This is a genomic window from Streptomyces sp. NPDC058653, from assembly GCF_042716895.1.
Taxonomy (GTDB): domain Bacteria; phylum Actinomycetota; class Actinomycetes; order Streptomycetales; family Streptomycetaceae; genus Streptomyces.
Genome location: NZ_JBHXRM010000058.1, coordinates 1 through 17228 on the forward strand (window position 1 = coordinate 1; position 17228 = coordinate 17228).

Genomic DNA, 17228 nt, shown 5'->3' on the forward strand with positions numbered 1-17228 from the left:
GGGGCGCGCCGGGGGGCTCCCCCTCCCCCGGCGGGGCGCCCCCCCCCCGGGGGGGCGCCCCCCCCCACGGCTCTCTGTCTGTGCTGTTGTGGCGGTCCGGGTCAGGCCGACTTTCGGCTGTCCCTCGGATGCACCGCGATGTTCATGGCGCCGGAGCGCAGGACGGCCAGCCGTTCGGCCAGCACCTCCTCCAACTCCTCGCGTGTGCGCCGCTCCATGAGCATGTCCCAGTGCGTACGCGCAGGCTTGCCCTTCTTCTCCTCGGGACCATCCCCGTCCACCAGGAGTGCCTGGGCGCCACACGCCTTGCACTCCCACTCCGGCGGAATTTCCGCCTCTACCGAGAACGGCATCTCAAATCGATGGCCGTTCTGGCATGCGTACTCCACCGCCTGGCGCGGGGCCAGATCGATGCCGCGGTCCGTCTCGTAGCTGGTAACCACAAGTCGCGTGCCGCGGAGAGCTCGCTCACTCATGAATCGTGCCTCCCGGGCTTGTCGCCCACAGGACAGGTGTCGCTGTCGTCGTCTTCCGGTCAACGTCCGGTCGGCGGTAAAGATTCCCGTAGCGGGTCATGCGTCGCCGTCGTGCCGCCCCTTGTTGTACCCACCAGTGCCCGGTTTGTCACATCTGGCGATGGATGTCATCCCACGTTTTCGCTTCTGTGACACGCCGTGACGGTCCGGCTGGCAGACCAACGGCGTACACTACCGCGCTTTCACTTCCACGTCTAAATACGCTCCGGCACGGGGTTCCCCGCCTCGGCGACGGCCCTGCGCACGGGCACCCTCGCGAGCAGCGCGAAGCCGATCACGAAGAAGACGACCAGCGAGAGAATCGCGTCCCGGTAGCTGCCGGTGACCTGATAGGCGAGGCCGAACACCAGGGGCCCCAGCCAGCTCAGCCCGCGGTCGCTCATCTCGTACGCGGCGAAGTACTCGGCCTCCTTGCCGCGCGGCACCAGATGCGAGAAGAGCGAGCGCGACAGCGCCTGGCTCCCGCCGAGCACCATGCCGATCGCGGCGGCGAGGGCGAAGAACCAGACCGGAGCCTTCGCGGGCAGGAAGTACCCGGCCGCCAGGATCACCGTCCAGACGGCGAGCGAGGCGAGAATCGTTCGTTTGGCCCCGTGGGTCCGGGCCAGCCGGCCCATCCCCAGCGCGCCCACGACCGCCAGGACCTGGACCAGCAGCACGGCCGTGATCAGGGTCGTCTGGTCGAGGCCCAGCTCCTCGGAGCCGTAGATCGACGCCTGGGAGATCACCGTCTGCACGCCGTCGTTGTAGATCAGATAGGCGAGCAGGAAGGAGAGCGTCAGGGGATGGCGGCGCATGTCGCGCAAGGTGGCCATGAGCTGGCGCCACCCGGTGCCGACCGAGCCCTCGCCCGCGCGGGCGGCGTCCCTCGTGACCCGCCGGTCCCGCAGCCTGCTCAGCGGCACGAGCGTGAAGGCCCCCCACCAGACACCGGCGGACGCCAGACAGATCCGTACCGCGGTCGACTCCGAGACGCCGAACGACTCGTGACCGGTGTAGAGGATCAGGTTCAGTACGAGGACGAAGGCGCCCGAGGTGTAGCCGAAGGCCCAGCCGCGCGAGGACACGGCGTCGCGCTCCTCGGGCGTGGCTATCTGCGGCAGATAGGCGTTGTAGAGGGCCATGGAGACCGACAGGGACGCGTTCGCCACGATCAGCAGGACGACGCCCAGCAGATACCGGTCGCCGTCCAGGAAGAACATGCCGGCGGTGGCCGCCGCACCCACATAGGCCGCCGCCGCGAGCAGCGGCTTCTTCCGCCCCGTCCGGTCCGCCGCCGCGCCGGCCAGCGGCATCAGCAGCACCGCCAGCACGATCGAGACGGACACCGAGTACGCGAAGACCGAACCGGCCCGCACCGGGACGCCCAGCGGATGGACGAAACCGTCGGCGTCGGCGGCGGCCTTCGCGACGGAGGTCAGATACGGCCCGAGGAAGACGGTGACGACGCTCGTCGAGTAGACGGAGCACGCGAAGTCGTAGAAGTACCAGCCGCGCTGCTCGCGTATTCGGCCCGTCTCGTCGTCCGTCAGGTCAGCGGTGTCGGCGGTCACCCGCGCGCCCCCTCATTCGTCCCGGTGGGGGACATCCGTAACCGTCAGTGCCAGACCCCGCGCTCGGTGAACACCGTGCGCAGCGTCTCCAGTCGATCGGTCATGATGCCATCCACTCCGAGGTCCAGGAGCGCGTGCATCCGGTCAGCCTCGTTGACCGTCCAGACATGTACCTGGAGGCCCCGTTCGTGCGCCGTCCGTACGAAGCGTCGGTCGACCACCGGGATCCCGCTCTGGTGCTGCGGGACCTGTGCGCACACGGCGCCGTCGCGGACCGGCGCGGGCGCCCCGTACGAGCGCAGCCGCAGGCCGAGCACCCCGCGCACGCCGTACGACGTGGCCAGCCGGGGGCCCGCGAGGCGGTGGGCGCGCGAGACGCGCGCCTCCGAGAAGGAGCCCACGCACACCCGGTCCCAGGTGTCCGTACGGCGGATCAGATCGATCAGCGGGCGGAGCGCGGGCTCCGCCTTCATGTCGACGTTCCAGCGGGCGTCGGGGAACTCCTCCAGAAGATCCTCGAAGAGCGCGAGCGGTTCCCCGCCGCCGACCCTGGCCCGGCCGACCTCGCTCCACGGCAGCTCGGAGATCCGGCCGCGCAGATCGGTGACCCGGTCGAGGGTCGAGTCGTGGAACGCGACGAGCCGGCCGTCGGCCGTGGTGTGCACGTCGGTCTCGAAGTAGCGGTAACCGAGCGCGGCGGCGCGCCGGAACGCCGCCGCCGTGTTCTCGATCCCGTCGGCGGCGCCGCCTCGGTGGGCGAACGGGATCGGCGACGGATGGTCCAGATAGGGATGCCGTACGGGAGTCACGGCCGCAGTATGACCTGCCCGGGGGAACCCCCGGCGACGACCGTGCCGCCGTCCGCCGACGGCGGGACGACGAAGACGCGCAGGAAGAGCTGGGCGAGCGGCCCTATCGACAGCGCGTAGGCGACCGTCCCGATCCCGACGGAGCCGCCGAGGACGAAGCCCGTGGCGACGACCGCCACCTCGATCGCCGTACGGACCAGCCGCACCGACCGGCCGGTGAGCCGGTGCAGGCCCGTCATCAGGCCGTCGCGGGGGCCGGGGCCGAGCCGGGCGGCGATGTAGAGGCCCGTGGCCACGCCGTTGAGGACGATGCCGGCGACGAGCAGCGGGATCTGTACGGCGAGGCCGTGCCCGTCCGGGACGAGGGCCAGTGCGGCGTCCATCGCGATGCCGACCACGAAGACGTTGGAGACCGTGCCGAGCCCGGGGCGCTGGCGGATCGGGATCCACAGCAGCAGCACGACCGCGCCGACGACGATCGAGACGACGCCCATGGTCAGGCCGGTGCGCTCGGACAGGCCCTGGTGCAGCACACCCCAGGGCTCCAGCCCGAGGCCGCCTCTGACCAGCAGGGCCGAGCTCAGGCCGTAGAGGGTCAGACCCACGTAGAGCTGGAGCAGCCGGCGCGGGAGCCGCTTCTTACGGAGAACGGGTCTGCTGGGCAAGGTGCGGTCCTTCGGAGGTGGAACGAGTGGACTGGGCTGTGTCACTCTGTGGCTGGGTGGCGACGGTCAACCATGGCCAATTCGAGGAAGGTGGACTGGTTTCCATGACGCAGTGGACTTCGGCGGTGGGGGCGGCCCAGCTCGCACGACAGCTCAACGCCCAGCAGTCCCGGCCCGCCGGCCCCGGAACCCGTAAGCCGCCCGCCTACCGCGCCCTCGCCGACGGTGTACGGCTGCTCGTCCTCGAAGGCCGCGTCCCGGTCGCCGCCCGCCTTCCCGCCGAACGCGAGCTCGCCCTCGCGCTCTCCGTGAGCCGTACGACGGTGGCCGCCGCGTACGAGGCGCTGCGCGCCGAGGGGTTCCTGGAGTCCCGCAGAGGCGCCGGGAGCTGGACCGCCGTCCCGGCGGGGAACCCGCTGCCCGCGCGGGGCCTCGAACCGCTGCCGCCGGACTCCCTCGGCTCCATGATCGACCTCGGCTGCGCGGCCCTGACCGCGCCCGAGCCCTGGCTCACCCGCGCCGTACAGGGCGCGCTGGAGGAACTGCCGCCGTACGCCCACACCCACGGCGACTACCCGGCGGGACTGCCCGCGCTGCGCCAGACGCTCGCCGACCGGTACACCGCGCGCGGCATCCCGACCATGCCCGAGCAGATCATGGTCACCACCGGCGCCATGGGCGCGATCGACGCGATCTGTCATCTCTTCGCCGGGCGCGGCGAGCGCGTCGCCGTCGAGTCGCCCAGCTACGCGAACATCCTCCAACTGATGCGTGAGGCCGGCGCCCGGCTCGTCCCCGTCGCCATGGCCGAAGGGCTGGCGGGCTGGGACCTGCCACGCTGGCGCCAGGTGCTGCGGGAGGCCGCGCCCCGGCTCGCCTACGTCGTCGCCGACTTCCACAACCCGACGGGCGCCCTGGCCACCGAGGACCAGCGCAGGGCGCTGGTCGAGGCCGCGCGGTCGGCGGGGACCGTGCTCGTCGTCGACGAGACGATGTCGGAGCTCTCTCTGGACGGCGACCTGCCCGGTGCCGAACCGCCGCCGCCGGTCTGCGCCTTCGACCCCGCCGGCAGCACCGTCCTCACCGTCGGCTCCGCCAGCAAGGCCTTCTGGGCGGGGATGCGCATCGGCTGGGTACGGGCCGCGCCCGAGGTCATCCGCTCACTGGTCGCCGCCCGCGCCTACGCCGACCTCGGCACACCCGTACTGGAACAGCTCGCCATCAACTGGCTCATGGGCACCGGCGGCTGGGAGCGGGCGGTCGACATCCGGCGCGCCCAGGCGGCGGAGAACCGCGACGCGCTGGTGGCCGCCGTCCGCAGGGAGCTGCCGAGCTGGGAGTTCGACGTGCCGCGTGGCGGGCTGACGCTCTGGGTGCGCACCGGCGGACTCTCGGGCTCGCGGATCGCCGAGCTGGGCGAGCGGGTCGGGGTCCGGGTGCCGGGCGGGCCGCGCTTCGGGGTCGACGGGGCCTTCGAGGGATACGTGCGGCTGCCGTTCACCGTCGGCGGCCCCGTCGCCGACGAGGCCGCCGTGCGGCTGGCGGCGGCCGCGCGCCTCGTGGAGAGCGGCGCGCGCGCCGGCACGGACGCGCCGCGCACGTTCGTCGCCTGACCGGCGCCTCGCGTCTGCGGCGGGTCGGTCAGCCCTCGGCCGGTACGACGGTGGGCATCGGCGCCGGGCTCTGGCGCTGCTGCCGAGGCTGGGGATGCGCCTGGTCCGGGGTCTGCGCCTGTGCTTGCGGTGGTGGGCCGGGCTCCGCGTCCGGTGCCCCGGTGGCGGCGGGGGCCGATCCGTGGAGAGGCGTGTGCCGGTCCGGCAGCAGCTCCAGGACCGCCCTTCGGTGTGCGTCGCTCGTGGCGTCGTCGTACGGATCGGGCGTCGCCGGGACCTGGAGCCTGAGCACCGGTCCGGCGCCGAGCCGCGCGTAGCCCCGGCCGGTGGGGATGTCCGGCGCGGGGATGGTGCGCGGCGGCGCGCCGAGGACCGATTCCAGCTCCCCGCGCGAGGCGGCGCCCAGCACGACCCGGGCGCGGGTGTGCGTCCGTACGGTCCGGCTGAGCGCGTCCAGGGTCTCGAACTGTTCCGCCACGACCACCGTCACATTCGCGGCCCTGCCGTGCCGCAACGGCACCTGGAGCAGCTCCTGCGGATCGGGCCGCCCGTCGGCGGCGGCGACATGGGCGAGGGCGCTCGGCCGGTCCAGCAGGAGCCAGAGCGGGCGCTTGGTGTCCTCGGGCACGGCGTGACCCGACTGCCGGGCCCGGTTGGCGGCGATCAGCCGTCGCTCCGTCTCGTTGGCGGCCCATTCGAGACCGGCCAGCGCGCCCGACAGACCGCGTTCCACGGCGAGAACGCCCGTACGCCCGTCGAGGCTGGCGTACTCACCGGTCCCGTTGCCCTCCACGATCACGACGTCGCCGTGCGCGAGCGCCTGGAGGGCGATCGAGCGGAGCAGACTCGTGGTGCCGCTCCCCGCGCGCCCGACGGCGAGCAGATGGGGCTCGGTCGAGCGGGCGCCCGTACGCCAGACCACCGGAGGGGCGTCACGGTTCTCGTCGCCCTCCCTGACCGGGACGGTGCGCCGGACCGCGCCGGCGTCGGTGAAGCCGAGCACGGTCTCGCCGGGAGCGGTGACGAAGCGCTGGGCGGCGATACCGGTGGGAAGCGGGGGCAGCACGCTCATCACGAGCTCGTTGCCCTCCTCGTCCCATTCGAAGAGATACTCCCTGCCGCGCCCGGACTTCGCGTACAGCAGATGCTCGATCCGTACGCGGGAGGAGTAGTCACCGTCCATGAAGTACGGCGGGTACGACACCCGCAGCCGGGTGAGACGCCCGTCGGCGTCGAACTCGTACTCGTCGAAGGCCTTCTCCCACTCCCCGCCATGGGCGAAGAGCGGATTCGGGTCGTCCGGCAGGGAGAAGTACGGCACCAGCGCCTCGTAGAGAGAACGCAGGCGCTGAAGCTCCGCCTCGGACGGCCCGGACCGGGACGGCGAACGGTCACGGCCCTGCCAGCCGGCCACCGCCATCACCGAGATGAGGGCGAGCAGCGGTCCGTACGGGACGAGCGCGACCACCAGGACGAGCGCCCCGACCAGGAACAGCGCGGGACCACGCCGGTCCTTGGGGGTCGCCGCCCATTTCCGCCGTCCCGCGCCGGCCAGCAGCCGCAGACCACGGGTGATCGTGATCAGCGGATGGAGGACGTCGGTGGCGCTGTCGGCGGCCGAGCGGGCCATCTCTCGGCTGCGAGCGATGTGAGCGCTGCCGCTGCTCAGAATGCGGGGGAGTGGTCGCCGGGCCACGTCGGTCTCCTGAAGGTGCGGAAGGTGCTGGAGGGAGGGAAGGCGGTCAGAACTTGATCCCGCCCAGTAGGCCGGCGAGGCTGGCGCCTCCGGCCGTGATGCTCGGGGCGATGGCCGTGCCCGCGAGATAGAAGCCGAAGAGTGCGCAGACGAGCGCGTGTGATGCCTTGAGTCCGTCCTTCCTGAAGAAGAGGAAGACGATGATTCCGAGCAGCACGACGCCTGACATGGACAGGATCATGAGGGGTTCTCCTGGGTGAGGGGGACAGTCACCATGAGTTCTTCCATGCTCACAGTAAGTATCTATGTGATAAAAGGTGCAAGTGAGTGAAATTCCTGGAATATCACTTGACCGGCCGACAGGCGCGTCCCGCGCGCCGCTTGCTACGGCCTCTGTCGCCCCGGAGCGGCCTACGGGGCAGTAATCTGTCGATTCACCCGTACGGCGCCGCAGTCGTGCGTCCCAGGTCAGCGGCATGAGAGGCGGTACACCGATGAGCGAGGCCCCGGGCGCCACCGGTGGTGCTCCCGACAGCGACGTCGTCGAACTGGCGACCAAGGTCTTCGACCTCGCGCGCCGCGGCGAGACCGAGACGCTCGCCGCCTACGTCGACGCCGGTGTCCCCGCGAACCTCACCAACGACCGGGGCGACTCCCTGGTCATGCTCGCCGCGTACCACGGCCACGCACCCGCCGTCGCGGCCCTGCTCTCACGCGGCGCGGACGCCGACCGGGCCAACGACCGGGGGCAGACACCGCTGGCCGGCGCCGTCTTCAAGGGGGAGGACGCCGTCATCCGCGAGCTGCTCGACGGAGGGGCCGATCCGGCCGCCGGAACGCCCTCCGCCGTGGATACGGCGCGGATCTTCGGGAAGACGGACCTGCTGGAGCTCTTCGGAGCACGGTGAAGGGAGGCGTCGTAAATGTGGTCGCGGTGGCGAAATGGGTGGGTCATCATGACGTCGGGCCCGGAAGGGGCCACCGACGAGAGGCAGAGGAAGATGGTCTACACCAAGCAGGAGACGACGGTCGAGCGATGTTGTCGCGCGGCCTAGGGCGTGTTTTGAAAGTAGCGTCGTCCGCCCGGAGGGCGGGGCTCGCGGCGTCTGGTGCGTGCGATCGCAAGGCGGAGGATCACTCTCGTACCGGGCGTACTCGGGCGACTCCGACAACGCAGGGAGCGTGCGTGCCAGGCGTCGCGAGCCAGACGGGACTTTCAAAAAGCGCCCAGGGCAGCCTAGGCATCCCCACCCCCCGGTTGCGTCGACAGCTTGATGTGAGGCTCTCCCCATGTTCGATCCAGTCATAGCGCCGAGCGGCACACTGCTCGGCCTGCTGCAAAGGGGGCGCGGCGACGGCACACTGCACGCGCTGGCCGCACCCCGTGCCGAGGCGCTCAACGCCCTCAACCACTGCGTCACGAACGACCCGCGCCACGACTGGCAGGTCGAGAACCGCTCCCTGTACTACGCACGGCTCTACCTGGACCTCCACGGAGATCTCGAACCGCTCGAACACCATCTCTTCCGTACCGAGGACCACTTCGACACCGAGGAGTCCCGTACCGGGCTCTCCCTCGCCGTACTGGGCCACCTCGCCTCCTACGGAAGGGACGACGCCCTCGCGCTCCTGCGCCGGTACGCCGCCTCCGGATCCAACTGGACCTGGGCGCTCGACGAACTGGCCCTGCGCGACGACGACCCGGGTCTGCGATCACTCGCCCCCCGGATCCTCGCCAGATTCCCCACCACACCCGAGGGCGACGCGGAGCTCGCCACCGCCCTCCAGGGCGCGTTCGAACCCCGGCCCTGGCGGCTCTGGGCCGACGACCCGCGCGAGGCCGTCGCCGCCCGCGTCAGGGCCGCCCAGGAACAGGGCTCCTTCGACCGATGGCAGCAGCAGCTGCGGCCCAGCGGACCTCGCCCCGGCTGGAGCGTCCAAGCCGTCTTCGAATGGGCCCAGGACGGCCTCGAACGCGGCACGACCCTGCACGTGCCCGCCGCCCGATGCCTGACCGCGGTCGCCGGACCCGACGACCGCGCCGAGATCGTCGAGGCCGGACGCAGCGGCCCCGACGGCGCGCGCTCCGCGGCGCTCCACTATCTCGCCGAGGCCCGCGATCCCGCCGTGCTCGACCTGATCGAGACCGCGGCGGCCGACCCGTCGGAGAGTCTCGCGGGAGCCGCCGTCGCCGCCTTCGAGCGGATGTGCGGCGAGGCCGCCGTCGACCGGGCGCGCGGCTGGGTCCACCGGCCCGACGCCCTCGGAGCCTCGGCCGCGGGTGTTCTCGCCGCCCGGGGCGGCCCGCAGGACACCCAGCTGGTGCTCGGCGCGCTCCGGGAGGCCGTACGGTCCGAAGGGCCCGACACGCCGCGCCTGTGGACCCTCGTGGACGGCACCGGACGGCTCGGCATCGGCTGCGCGGCGCCCGTACTGCGCCATGTCTACCGCGAGACCGCCTCCTCACAGCTGCGCGGCCGTACGGCCAGGGCGCTGGCGGCCACCGACCCCTCCTTCCCCACGGGATTCGCCGTCGAATGCCTCTGGGACTGCGAGGAGACGACCAGAGAGGTCGCCGCGCGCCACGCCGAGACCGGAGACGTACGGGTGGCCGACAGGCTGCGCCGCCTAGCCGCGGATCCGGCCGAGGAGGCCGAGGTGCAGACCGCCGTACGGAGCCGGATCGGGCCCGACGCGCCCGCCGTCTGAAGCGTGCTCCGCCCGGCGGCGCGCCGGGCGGAACACGACCTCTCCGGGCACTCTTTCCGGCCGGCCGCCGGGTTCTACCGGGCAGGTGTGACCAGACGGGTTCCAGCAGGTGAATCGCCCGGCGCACGCTGGTTGCGATCAGGGGCGCGAACGGTCGGACGGTGGCTGAAGTTCCACTGAGGCGTCCGAAACACCAATGCTCACGGGACGTTTTCCACGCGGAAAGATCCACGTTGGCGGGACCACCCTCGGTACGGCGAGAACACGGGTATGCGTGTCGTCATCGTCACTGAATCCTTCCCGCCCGATGTGAACGGCGTGGCGCACTGCGCCCTCCAGACCGCCCGGCACCTCGTCGCACGCGGCCATGACCCGCTCGTCATCGCACCGGCCTCCTCCGCTGCCGCGTCAGCGGCCGCCGAGGCGGCCACCTCCCCGTCCTCCTCCGCCTCTTTCTCCCCGTCCCCGAGCACCACCTCTCCCCGTTCGACCTCTCCCCGCAGCGCCTCTCCCCGCACGATCGACTCCGACGCGCCATGCCCCGTGGTGCGTATCCCGTCCCTGCCCCTGCCCGGCTATCCCCAGGTACGCGTCGCCCTCCCGAGCCGCAGGGTCGCCGCGACCCTCGCGGCGCACCGGGCGGACGTCGTGCACCTCGCCGGGCCGTTCGTCCTCGGTGTACGCGGCATGGCCGCCGCCGCACGGCTCGGTATCCCCGCCGTCGCCGTCTACCAGACCGACCTGGCCGGCTACGCGCGTACCTACATGGGCGCGGGCGAGGCGGCCGCCTGGCGGCGGCTGCGCGCCGTGCACAGCGCGGCGGACCGCACGCTCGCCCCGTCCAGCGCGGCCATGAAGGACCTGGAGGAGCACCGCGTACCGCGCGTCCGGCTCTGGCCGCGCGGCGTGGACACCGTCAGGTTCCGGCCCGACCTGCGCGACGACGAACTGCGCCGCCGTCTCGCGCCCAACGGCGAGATGATCGTCGGGTACGTCGGCAGGCTCGCGCCGGAGAAGCACGTCGAACTCCTCTCCGGCGCCTGCGGGCTGCCCGGCGTCCGTGTCGTGATCGTCGGAGACGGGCCGAGCGAGCCGTCCCTGCGCGCGACACTCCCCGGCGCCGTGTTCCTCGGCCGCCGGACCGGTGACGAACTGGCGCGGATCTTCGCCTCGTTCGACGTCTTCGCCCACACCGGGCCGTACGAGACGTTCTGCCAGACCGTCCAGGAGGCCATGGCCAGCGGCACTCCGGTGGTCGCGCCCGCGGCGGGCGGACCGCTCGACCTGGTCGACCACGGCCGTACGGGGCTGCTGGTGCCGCCCCACGACGCACGGGCGGTCACCGGTGCCGTACGGGACCTCCAGGCCGACCCGGAGCTGCGCGCCTCCTACGGACGCACGGCGCGGGCCATGGTCGAGGGCCGTACCTGGGCGGCGGTGGGCGACCAACTGCTCGACCACTACGCCGAGGTGCTCAGCGCCCGCACGGCGGTGGTCGCATGAGCGGCACGGGAGACTCCGGCGGCCTGCGGATCGTACGGCTGGCCAACTTCGTGACCCCGGCCTCCGGTGGCCTCAGGACCGCGCTCCAGGAGCTCGGGACCGGCTACCTGGCCGCCGGGCACGAACCTGTCCTCATCGTCCCGGGCGAGCGCCCGAGCGACGTGGACACGGCACAGGGCCGGGTGATCACCCTGGCCGGGGCGGTACTGCCCGGCACGGGCGGCTACCGGGTGCTGACCAACCGCCGGCGCCTGAGCGCCCTGCTCGAATCCCTCGCGCCGGACCGCCTGGAAGTCTCCGACCGCACCACCCTGCGGTGGACGGGCCAGTGGGCGCGCCGTCGCCGAATACCCTCGGTCATGGTCTCCCACGAGACGGCCGACGGTGTGCTGCGCACCTGGGGAGTACCGGACTCGGCGGCCGAACGGGCCGCCGACCGGCTCAACAAGCGCAGCGCCTGGGCGTACTCACGGATCGTCTGCACCACCGAGTGGGCCGAGCGTGAGTTCGTCCGGATCGGCGCGCGCAACGTGGTGCGCGCGCCCCTCGGTGTCGACCTGGTGCGGTGCCGGCCGGACCGGCGCCGCGAGGCCCTGCGCGCGAAGTACACGCGCGACGCCGACGTCCTGCTGCTGCTCTGCTCGCGGCTCTCCGTGGAGAAGCGCCCGGCCGCCGCCGTCGACGCCCTCCAGGCGCTCATCGGCCGGGGTGTCCGGGCGTCGCTGGTGGTGGCCGGGGACGGCCCTCTGGCGGGAATGCTGGCCCGCCGGGCGCGGGAGCGCCGGCTGCCCGTGGAGTTCCTCGGGCATGTGAGCGACCGGGAGGAGCTGGCGGACCTCCAGGCCTCCGCGGACATCTGTCTGGCTCCCGGACCGGCCGAGACGTTCGGCCTGTCCGCGCTCGAAGCCCTCGCCAGCGGCACCCCCGTGGTCTCCAGCGCGACGTCCGCGCTCCCGGAGATCCTCGGCGAGGCGGGCTGCACGGCCGCGGACACGCCGAGGGCGTTCGCCGACGCCGTGCAGGAACTCCTCGCCCGTCCGGAGGCCGGTCGGCGCGCCGCCGCGCGGGCGCGGGCCGAACTCTTCAGCTGGGACCGCGCGGTGGCGGCCTTCCTGGAGGCCCACGAGGCGCCGGCCGTGGTGGGACAGGACGCGCTGCCGGCGGAGAGGTCCGTCGCCGGGGCGTCCGGTGGCAACGGGACAGCGGGGGGCGCCGTCGTGCCGCCCGCCGCCACGGGGGCAGCCGTCGTGGGCACGTCCGTGCCGTTCGTGCCCGCCGTCCTGCCGGTGGCATCGGAATCGCCCGTCGCCGCGTCGGCCGTGCCGTCGGCGGCGTCAGTCCCGTCCGTGCCGTCAGTGCCGTTCGTCCCGCGCCTCCCGGTCGCCACCTCCGTGACGTCCCTTTCGGCGGCGCCGGTCCGGCCCCCGAACGGCGGTGTGTCATGACCGTGTACGCGAACCCCGGGGCGCCCCCCGAGGCCGCCGTCCCCGCGGGGCCCTCCGTACCGAGGCCGCTGCGGTTCGCCGCCCTCGGCGACTCGCTCACCGCGGGCGTGGGGGACCGCGTGGACGGCGGCTGGCGCGGCTGGGCCGCGCTGCTCGCCGAGGCGCTCCCGCCGGCCGACGGAGACGTCGGCCGGCCGGCGGGGCGGCCCGTCGCCCGGCAGACGGGGCGCCCGGGCCGCAGGGCGAAGGCCGGGACCGTGGCCGAACCCGCCCCCACCTTCCGCAACTTCGCCACCAGCGGCGCCCTGACCCGCCACGTACGCGAGCGGCAGGCCCCGGCCGCGCTCGCCTTCGCGCCCGACATCGCCTCCGTCGTCGTAGGCGTCAACGACACCCTCCGCCGTGCCTTCGACATCGTCGCCATCGCCCGGGCGCTCGACGAGGTCTGCGCGGCCCTCACCGCGCGTGGCACGGTGCTCCTCACCGCCTGCCTCCCGGACCCGGGCATCATGCTCGGCCTGCCCGCGCCGCTCGCGAGACCGCTCGCGCGCAGACAGCGCGCGGTCAACGCCCTGTCCCACGAGCTCTCCGCGCGGTACGGCGCCGTCCATCTGCACGCCGCCGACCCCGAGTGGGTTGCCGACCGCACCCTGTGGAGCGCCGACCGGCTGCACCCCGGCGAACGCGGCCACCGGATGATCGCCGCCCAGTTCCACGCCATGCTCACCGCGCGCGGCCTGACCCTGGGTCCGCCACCGCCCCAGGAGCCCGAACGGCCGCAGCCCTCACGGACGGAGGCGCTGCTCTGGATGGCGACGGCGGGCGCCGCCTGGATGGTGCGGAGAAGCACCGATCTGCTGCCCGAGCTGCTGTGGCTGGCGGGCTCCGAGATGCGCCACCTGGCGCGCGGAACCTCACCCCGTCTCGACGCGCGCGCGGAGCACGCCCTGTCCCGTGCCCTGACATCGCTGCCGCCCGTCACTCCCCTTGCCAGAATGAGGGAATGAATGGGCCCTGGGAGTTCTGGATCGACCGTGGCGGCACTTTTACCGACGTGGTGGGGCGCAGGCCCGACGGACGTCTCGTCACCAGGAAGCTTCTCTCGCACAATCCGGAGCAGTACGACGACGCCGCGGTGGCCGGGATCCGGCTGCTGCTCGGCGTAGCACAGGACGATCCGGTTCCCGCGGACCGGATCGCCCAGGTGAAGATGGGCACCACCGTCGCCACCAACGCGCTTCTGGAGCGCCGTGGCGAGCCGACCGTCCTTCTGATCACCGAGGGCTTCGGCGACGCCCTGCGGATCGCCTATCAGAACCGGCCCCGCCTCTTCGACCGTCACATCGTGCTGCCGGAGGCCGTACACGAACGCGTCATCGAGGTCCCCGAACGCGTGGACGCCCACGGCGCCACCGTACGGCCGCTGGACACGGAGGCCGTCGCCGCGCGGCTGCGGGAGGCGTACGACGACGGCTTCCGCAGCGCCGCCGTCGTCCTCATGCACGGCTACCGCCACCCCGCGCACGAGGCCGCCGTCGCCGAGGCCGCCCGCGCCGCCGGCTTCAGCCAGGTCAGCTGCTCCCACGAAGTCAGCCCGCTGATCAAACTGGTGCCGCGCGGCGACACCACCGTCGTGGACGCCTACCTCTCCCCGATCCTGCGGCGCTACGTCGACGAGATCGCCACTCAGCTCCGCTCCATCCGGCTGATGTTCATGCAGTCCAACGGAGGGCTGCGCGAGGCCGCCCACTTCCGTGGGAAGGACGCGGTGCTGTCCGGCCCGGCGGGCGGTGTCGTCGGCATGGCCCGTACGTCGGGACAGGCCGGCTTCCACCGCGTCGTCGGCTTCGACATGGGCGGCACGTCGACCGATGTCTCCCACTACGCCGGTGAGTTCGAGCGCGAGCTGGGCACCCAGGTCGCCGGCGTCCGGATGCGGGCGCCCATGATGAGCATCCACACCGTCGCGGCCGGCGGCGGCTCCGTGCTGCACTTCGACGGGCAGCGCTACCGCGTGGGGCCCGACTCGGCGGGCGCCGTGCCGGGCCCCGCCTGCTACCGCCGGGGCGGCCCGCTGACCGTCACCGACGCCAACGTGATGCTCGGCCGGGTCCAACCCGCCCACTTCCCCGCGGTGTTCGGACCCGACGGCGACCAGCCGCTCGACGCCGAGGTGGTGCGCGAGCGCTTCGCCGCGCTCGCCGCCGAGGTCGAGCAGGCCACCGGTGTACGGCGCGAGCCGGCCGAGGTCGCGGCCGGCTTCCTGGAGATCGCCGTGCTGAACATGGCGAACGCCGTCAAGAAGATCTCCGTCCAGCGCGGGCACGACATCACCCAGTACGCCCTCACCAGCTTCGGCGGCGCCGGCGGCCAGCACGCGTGCGCCGTCGCGGACGCGCTCGGCGTCGACACGGTCATCGTGCCGCCGCTCGCCGGGGTCCTCTCCGCGTACGGCATCGGGCTCGCCGACGCCACCGCCATGCGCGAGCAGTCGGTGGAGGCCGAACTGGGCGCGGTGGAGGGCGGCGACGCGGACGGGGGCGAGGCGGAAGCCGGCGGAACCGAAGCCGGAGGGGGCACGCTCGGGCGGGTCCGGGAACTCTGCGCCGAACTCGCGGAGCGCACCCGCGCCGAACTGCGCGCCGACTCCGTCCCGGACGACGCGATCACCACCCACGCGCGCGTGCTGCTCCGTTACGCCGGGACGGACGCCGGCCTCGCCGTCCCCCTCGACGGCGTCGCCGAGATGACGGCGGCCTTCGAGAGCGAACACCGCTCGCGCTACGCCTTCACCATGGACAAGCCCTTGGTGGTCGAGGCCGTGTCGGTCGAAGCCGTCGGCAAGGCCGCGTCGCACGGCGAATACGCCGCGCGGACCACCTCGGTGGAAGGCGACGGCGAGGGCGGGCCCGTACGGCCGGCGACCGTGTCGATGTTCGTCGACGGCACCGAGCGCGACCGCCCGCTCCACCAGCGCGCCGACCTGCGCACCGGCGACACCGTCGACGGTCCCGCGATGATCGCCGAGGACGACGCGACGACCGTCGTGGACGCGGGCTGGCAGGCGGAGGTCGGCGACCTCGGGCATCTGCTCCTGACCCGTGTGACCCCCCGCCCCACCCGTGTCGCGGCGGGCACGGACGTGGACCCGGTACTGCTGGAGGTCTTCAACAACCTCTTCATGGCGATCGCCGAGCAGATGGGCGTACGGCTGGAGAACACCGCCCACTCCGTCAACATCAAGGAGCGGCTCGACTTCTCCTGCGCCCTCTTCGACGCCGAGGGCAATCTGATCGCCAACGCGCCCCACATCCCCGTCCACCTCGGTTCCATGGGCGAGTCCATCAAGGAGGTGCTCAAGCGCGACCAGGACTCGCTCCGCCCCGGCGACGTCTACGCCGTCAACGACCCCTACCACGGAGGCACCCATCTGCCGGACGTGACGGTCGTGACGCCCGTCTTCGACGAACAGGGCGAACAACTGCGCTTCCTGGTCGCCTCGCGCGGCCACCACGCGGAGATCGGCGGCATCACACCCGGCTCGATGCCCGCCTTCAGCCGGACCATCCACGAGGAGGGCGTGCTCTTCGACAACTGGCTGCTCGTACGCGACGGCAGACTCCGCGAGACCGAGACACGGCAACTGCTCGCCGACGCGCCGTACCCCTCCCGCGACCCGGACACCAACCTCGCCGACCTGCGCGCCCAGATCGCCGCCAACGAGAAGGGCATCGCCGAACTGCGGCGCATGACCGAGCAGTTCGGCTACGACGTCGTCGACGCCTACATGGGCCACGTCCGGCGCAACGCGGAGGAGTCCGTACGCCGTATCGTCGCCGGACTGAGCGACGGCGACTACCGCTACGAGACCGACAACGGCGCGGTCATCCAGGTCGCCGTGCGTGTCGACCGCGAGGCCCGCAGCGCCGTCGTCGACTTCACCGGGACCTCACCTCAGCAGGAAGGCAACTTCAACGCGCCCCGGTCCGTGGTCATGGCAGCTGTCCTCTACGTCTTCAGGACACTGGTCGCCGACGACATCCCGCTCAACAGCGGCTGTCTGGCGCCCCTCGACGTACGGGTGCCCGACGACTCGATGCTGTCGCCGACCTACCCCGCGGCGACCGTGGCGGGCAACGTGGAGACCTCACAGGCCGTGACGGGGGCGCTGTACGCGGCGCTCGGCGTCCAGGCCGAGGGCTCCGGCACGATGAACAACCTCACCTTCGGCAACGAACGCGTCCAGTACTACGAGACGGTGGCCAGCGGATCGGGCGCGGGGGAGGGCTTCGACGGCGCCGACGCCGTCCAGACCCATATGACCAACTCCCGCCTCACCGACCCCGAAGTGCTCGAATGGCGCTATCCGGTGCGGGTCGACGGATTCTCCGTGAGGGAGGGCAGCGGCGGGAGCGGCCGATGGCACGGCGGGGACGGAGTCGTACGGCGCATCCGCTTCCTGGAGCCCATGACGGTGACGCTGCTGACCGGACACCGCACCGTGCGGCCGTACGGCATGGCGGGCGGTGGGCCCGGTGAACTCGGCGCCAACGAGGTGGAGCGGGCCGACGGGTCCCGTACCCCGCTGAAGGGCGTCGACTCCGCGGACGTCGCCGTGGACGACGTACTGGTGCTGCGCACCCCTGGCGGCGGGGGATACGGCACGCCCGGGTGAACTCGGAGGGCCCGGCGGGCCGGT

12 protein-coding genes and 1 pseudogene are annotated in these 17228 nt (G+C 72.6%); 7 read left to right on the forward strand and 6 right to left on the reverse strand.

The features are described from left to right. Positions 1-101 precede the first annotated feature (101 nt). The 4 genes from ACFWU9_RS33055 to ACFWU9_RS33070 form a co-directional block, all read right to left on the reverse strand. Complete coding sequence (locus tag ACFWU9_RS33055) at positions 102-476, reverse strand: RNA polymerase-binding protein RbpA (protein ID WP_003959706.1); 375 nt, start codon at positions 474-476, stop codon at positions 102-104. A gap of 254 nt (positions 477-730) precedes the next feature. Next, positions 731-2089: an MFS transporter gene (locus ACFWU9_RS33060; protein ID WP_384324767.1), complete on the reverse strand. Its 1359-nt coding sequence runs from the start codon at positions 2087-2089 to the stop codon at positions 731-733. A gap of 44 nt (positions 2090-2133) precedes the next feature. Beyond that, positions 2134-2898, reverse strand: coding sequence for a glycerophosphodiester phosphodiesterase (locus ACFWU9_RS33065; RefSeq protein ID WP_384324768.1), 765 nt, complete (start codon positions 2896-2898; stop codon positions 2134-2136). Beyond that, the gene (locus ACFWU9_RS33070; protein ID WP_384324769.1) at positions 2895-3563 is read right to left on the reverse strand and encodes a YitT family protein; all 669 of its coding nucleotides are present in this window, start codon (positions 3561-3563) and stop codon (positions 2895-2897) included. Before ACFWU9_RS33070 ends, ACFWU9_RS33065 begins: the two co-directional genes overlap by 4 nt. A gap of 104 nt (positions 3564-3667) precedes the next feature. Here ACFWU9_RS33070 and ACFWU9_RS33075 point away from each other — a divergent pair, with 104 nt between their 5' ends. Next, on the forward strand, positions 3668-5176 hold the full coding sequence (locus tag ACFWU9_RS33075; RefSeq protein ID WP_384324770.1) for a PLP-dependent aminotransferase family protein: 1509 nt from the start codon (positions 3668-3670) through the stop codon (positions 5174-5176). A 28-nt stretch (positions 5177-5204) separates the two neighbouring features. Here the strand turns inward: ACFWU9_RS33075 and ACFWU9_RS33080 are convergent, their stop codons facing one another. After that, the gene (locus ACFWU9_RS33080; RefSeq protein WP_384324771.1) at positions 5205-6872 is read right to left on the reverse strand and encodes a hypothetical protein; all 1668 of its coding nucleotides are present in this window, start codon (positions 6870-6872) and stop codon (positions 5205-5207) included. A 46-nt stretch (positions 6873-6918) separates the two neighbouring features. Continuing rightward, positions 6919-7113: a hypothetical protein gene (locus ACFWU9_RS33085; protein ID WP_189109156.1), complete on the reverse strand. Its 195-nt coding sequence runs from the start codon at positions 7111-7113 to the stop codon at positions 6919-6921. A 253-nt stretch (positions 7114-7366) separates the two neighbouring features. Between ACFWU9_RS33085 and ACFWU9_RS33090 the strand changes: the two genes are divergently transcribed. The 6 genes and pseudogenes from ACFWU9_RS33090 (at position 7367) to ACFWU9_RS33115 (ending at position 17204) form a co-directional block, all read left to right on the forward strand. Further along, positions 7367-7780, forward strand: coding sequence for an ankyrin repeat domain-containing protein (locus ACFWU9_RS33090; RefSeq protein ID WP_384324772.1), 414 nt, complete (start codon positions 7367-7369; stop codon positions 7778-7780). 382 nt (positions 7781-8162) lie between these two features. Next, entirely contained in the window at positions 8163-9581 is a 1419-nt protein-coding gene (locus tag ACFWU9_RS33095; protein ID WP_384324773.1) for a HEAT repeat domain-containing protein, read from the forward strand. 270 nt (positions 9582-9851) lie between these two features. Next, positions 9852-11084, forward strand: a complete 1233-nt coding sequence (locus ACFWU9_RS33100; protein ID WP_384324774.1) for a glycosyltransferase family 4 protein — start codon at positions 9852-9854, stop codon at positions 11082-11084. After that, a pseudogene (locus ACFWU9_RS33105) lies at positions 11081-12223 on the forward strand (glycosyltransferase); the annotation flags it as partial. The gene ACFWU9_RS33100 and the pseudogene ACFWU9_RS33105, both read left to right, overlap by 4 nt. A gap of 302 nt (positions 12224-12525) precedes the next feature. After that, positions 12526-13536 carry an SGNH/GDSL hydrolase family protein gene (locus ACFWU9_RS33110; RefSeq protein ID WP_384324775.1) on the forward strand — a complete coding sequence of 337 codons (1011 nt, stop codon included), beginning with the start codon at positions 12526-12528 and terminating at the stop codon, positions 13534-13536. Next, entirely contained in the window at positions 13533-17204 is a 3672-nt protein-coding gene (locus ACFWU9_RS33115) for a hydantoinase B/oxoprolinase family protein (protein ID WP_384324776.1), read from the forward strand. Before ACFWU9_RS33110 ends, ACFWU9_RS33115 begins: the two co-directional genes overlap by 4 nt. Positions 17205-17228 lie beyond the last annotated feature (24 nt).

Excerpts from the sequence above, each read along its gene's own strand:
- ACFWU9_RS33055 (WP_003959706.1), bottom strand. The coding sequence starts at position 476 with ATGAGTGAGCGAGCTCTCCGCGGCACGCGACTTGTGGTTACCAGCTAC.
- ACFWU9_RS33075 (WP_384324770.1), top strand. The coding sequence starts at position 3,668 with ATGACGCAGTGGACTTCGGCGGTGGGGGCGGCCCAGCTCGCACGACAG.
- ACFWU9_RS33085 (WP_189109156.1), bottom strand. The coding sequence starts at position 7,113 with ATGATCCTGTCCATGTCAGGCGTCGTGCTGCTCGGAATCATCGTCTTC.
- ACFWU9_RS33090 (WP_384324772.1), top strand. The coding sequence starts at position 7,367 with ATGAGCGAGGCCCCGGGCGCCACCGGTGGTGCTCCCGACAGCGACGTC.
- ACFWU9_RS33095 (WP_384324773.1), top strand. The coding sequence starts at position 8,163 with ATGTTCGATCCAGTCATAGCGCCGAGCGGCACACTGCTCGGCCTGCTG.
- ACFWU9_RS33100 (WP_384324774.1), top strand. The coding sequence starts at position 9,852 with ATGCGTGTCGTCATCGTCACTGAATCCTTCCCGCCCGATGTGAACGGC.
- ACFWU9_RS33110 (WP_384324775.1), top strand. The coding sequence starts at position 12,526 with ATGACCGTGTACGCGAACCCCGGGGCGCCCCCCGAGGCCGCCGTCCCC.
- ACFWU9_RS33115 (WP_384324776.1), top strand. The coding sequence starts at position 13,533 with ATGAATGGGCCCTGGGAGTTCTGGATCGACCGTGGCGGCACTTTTACC.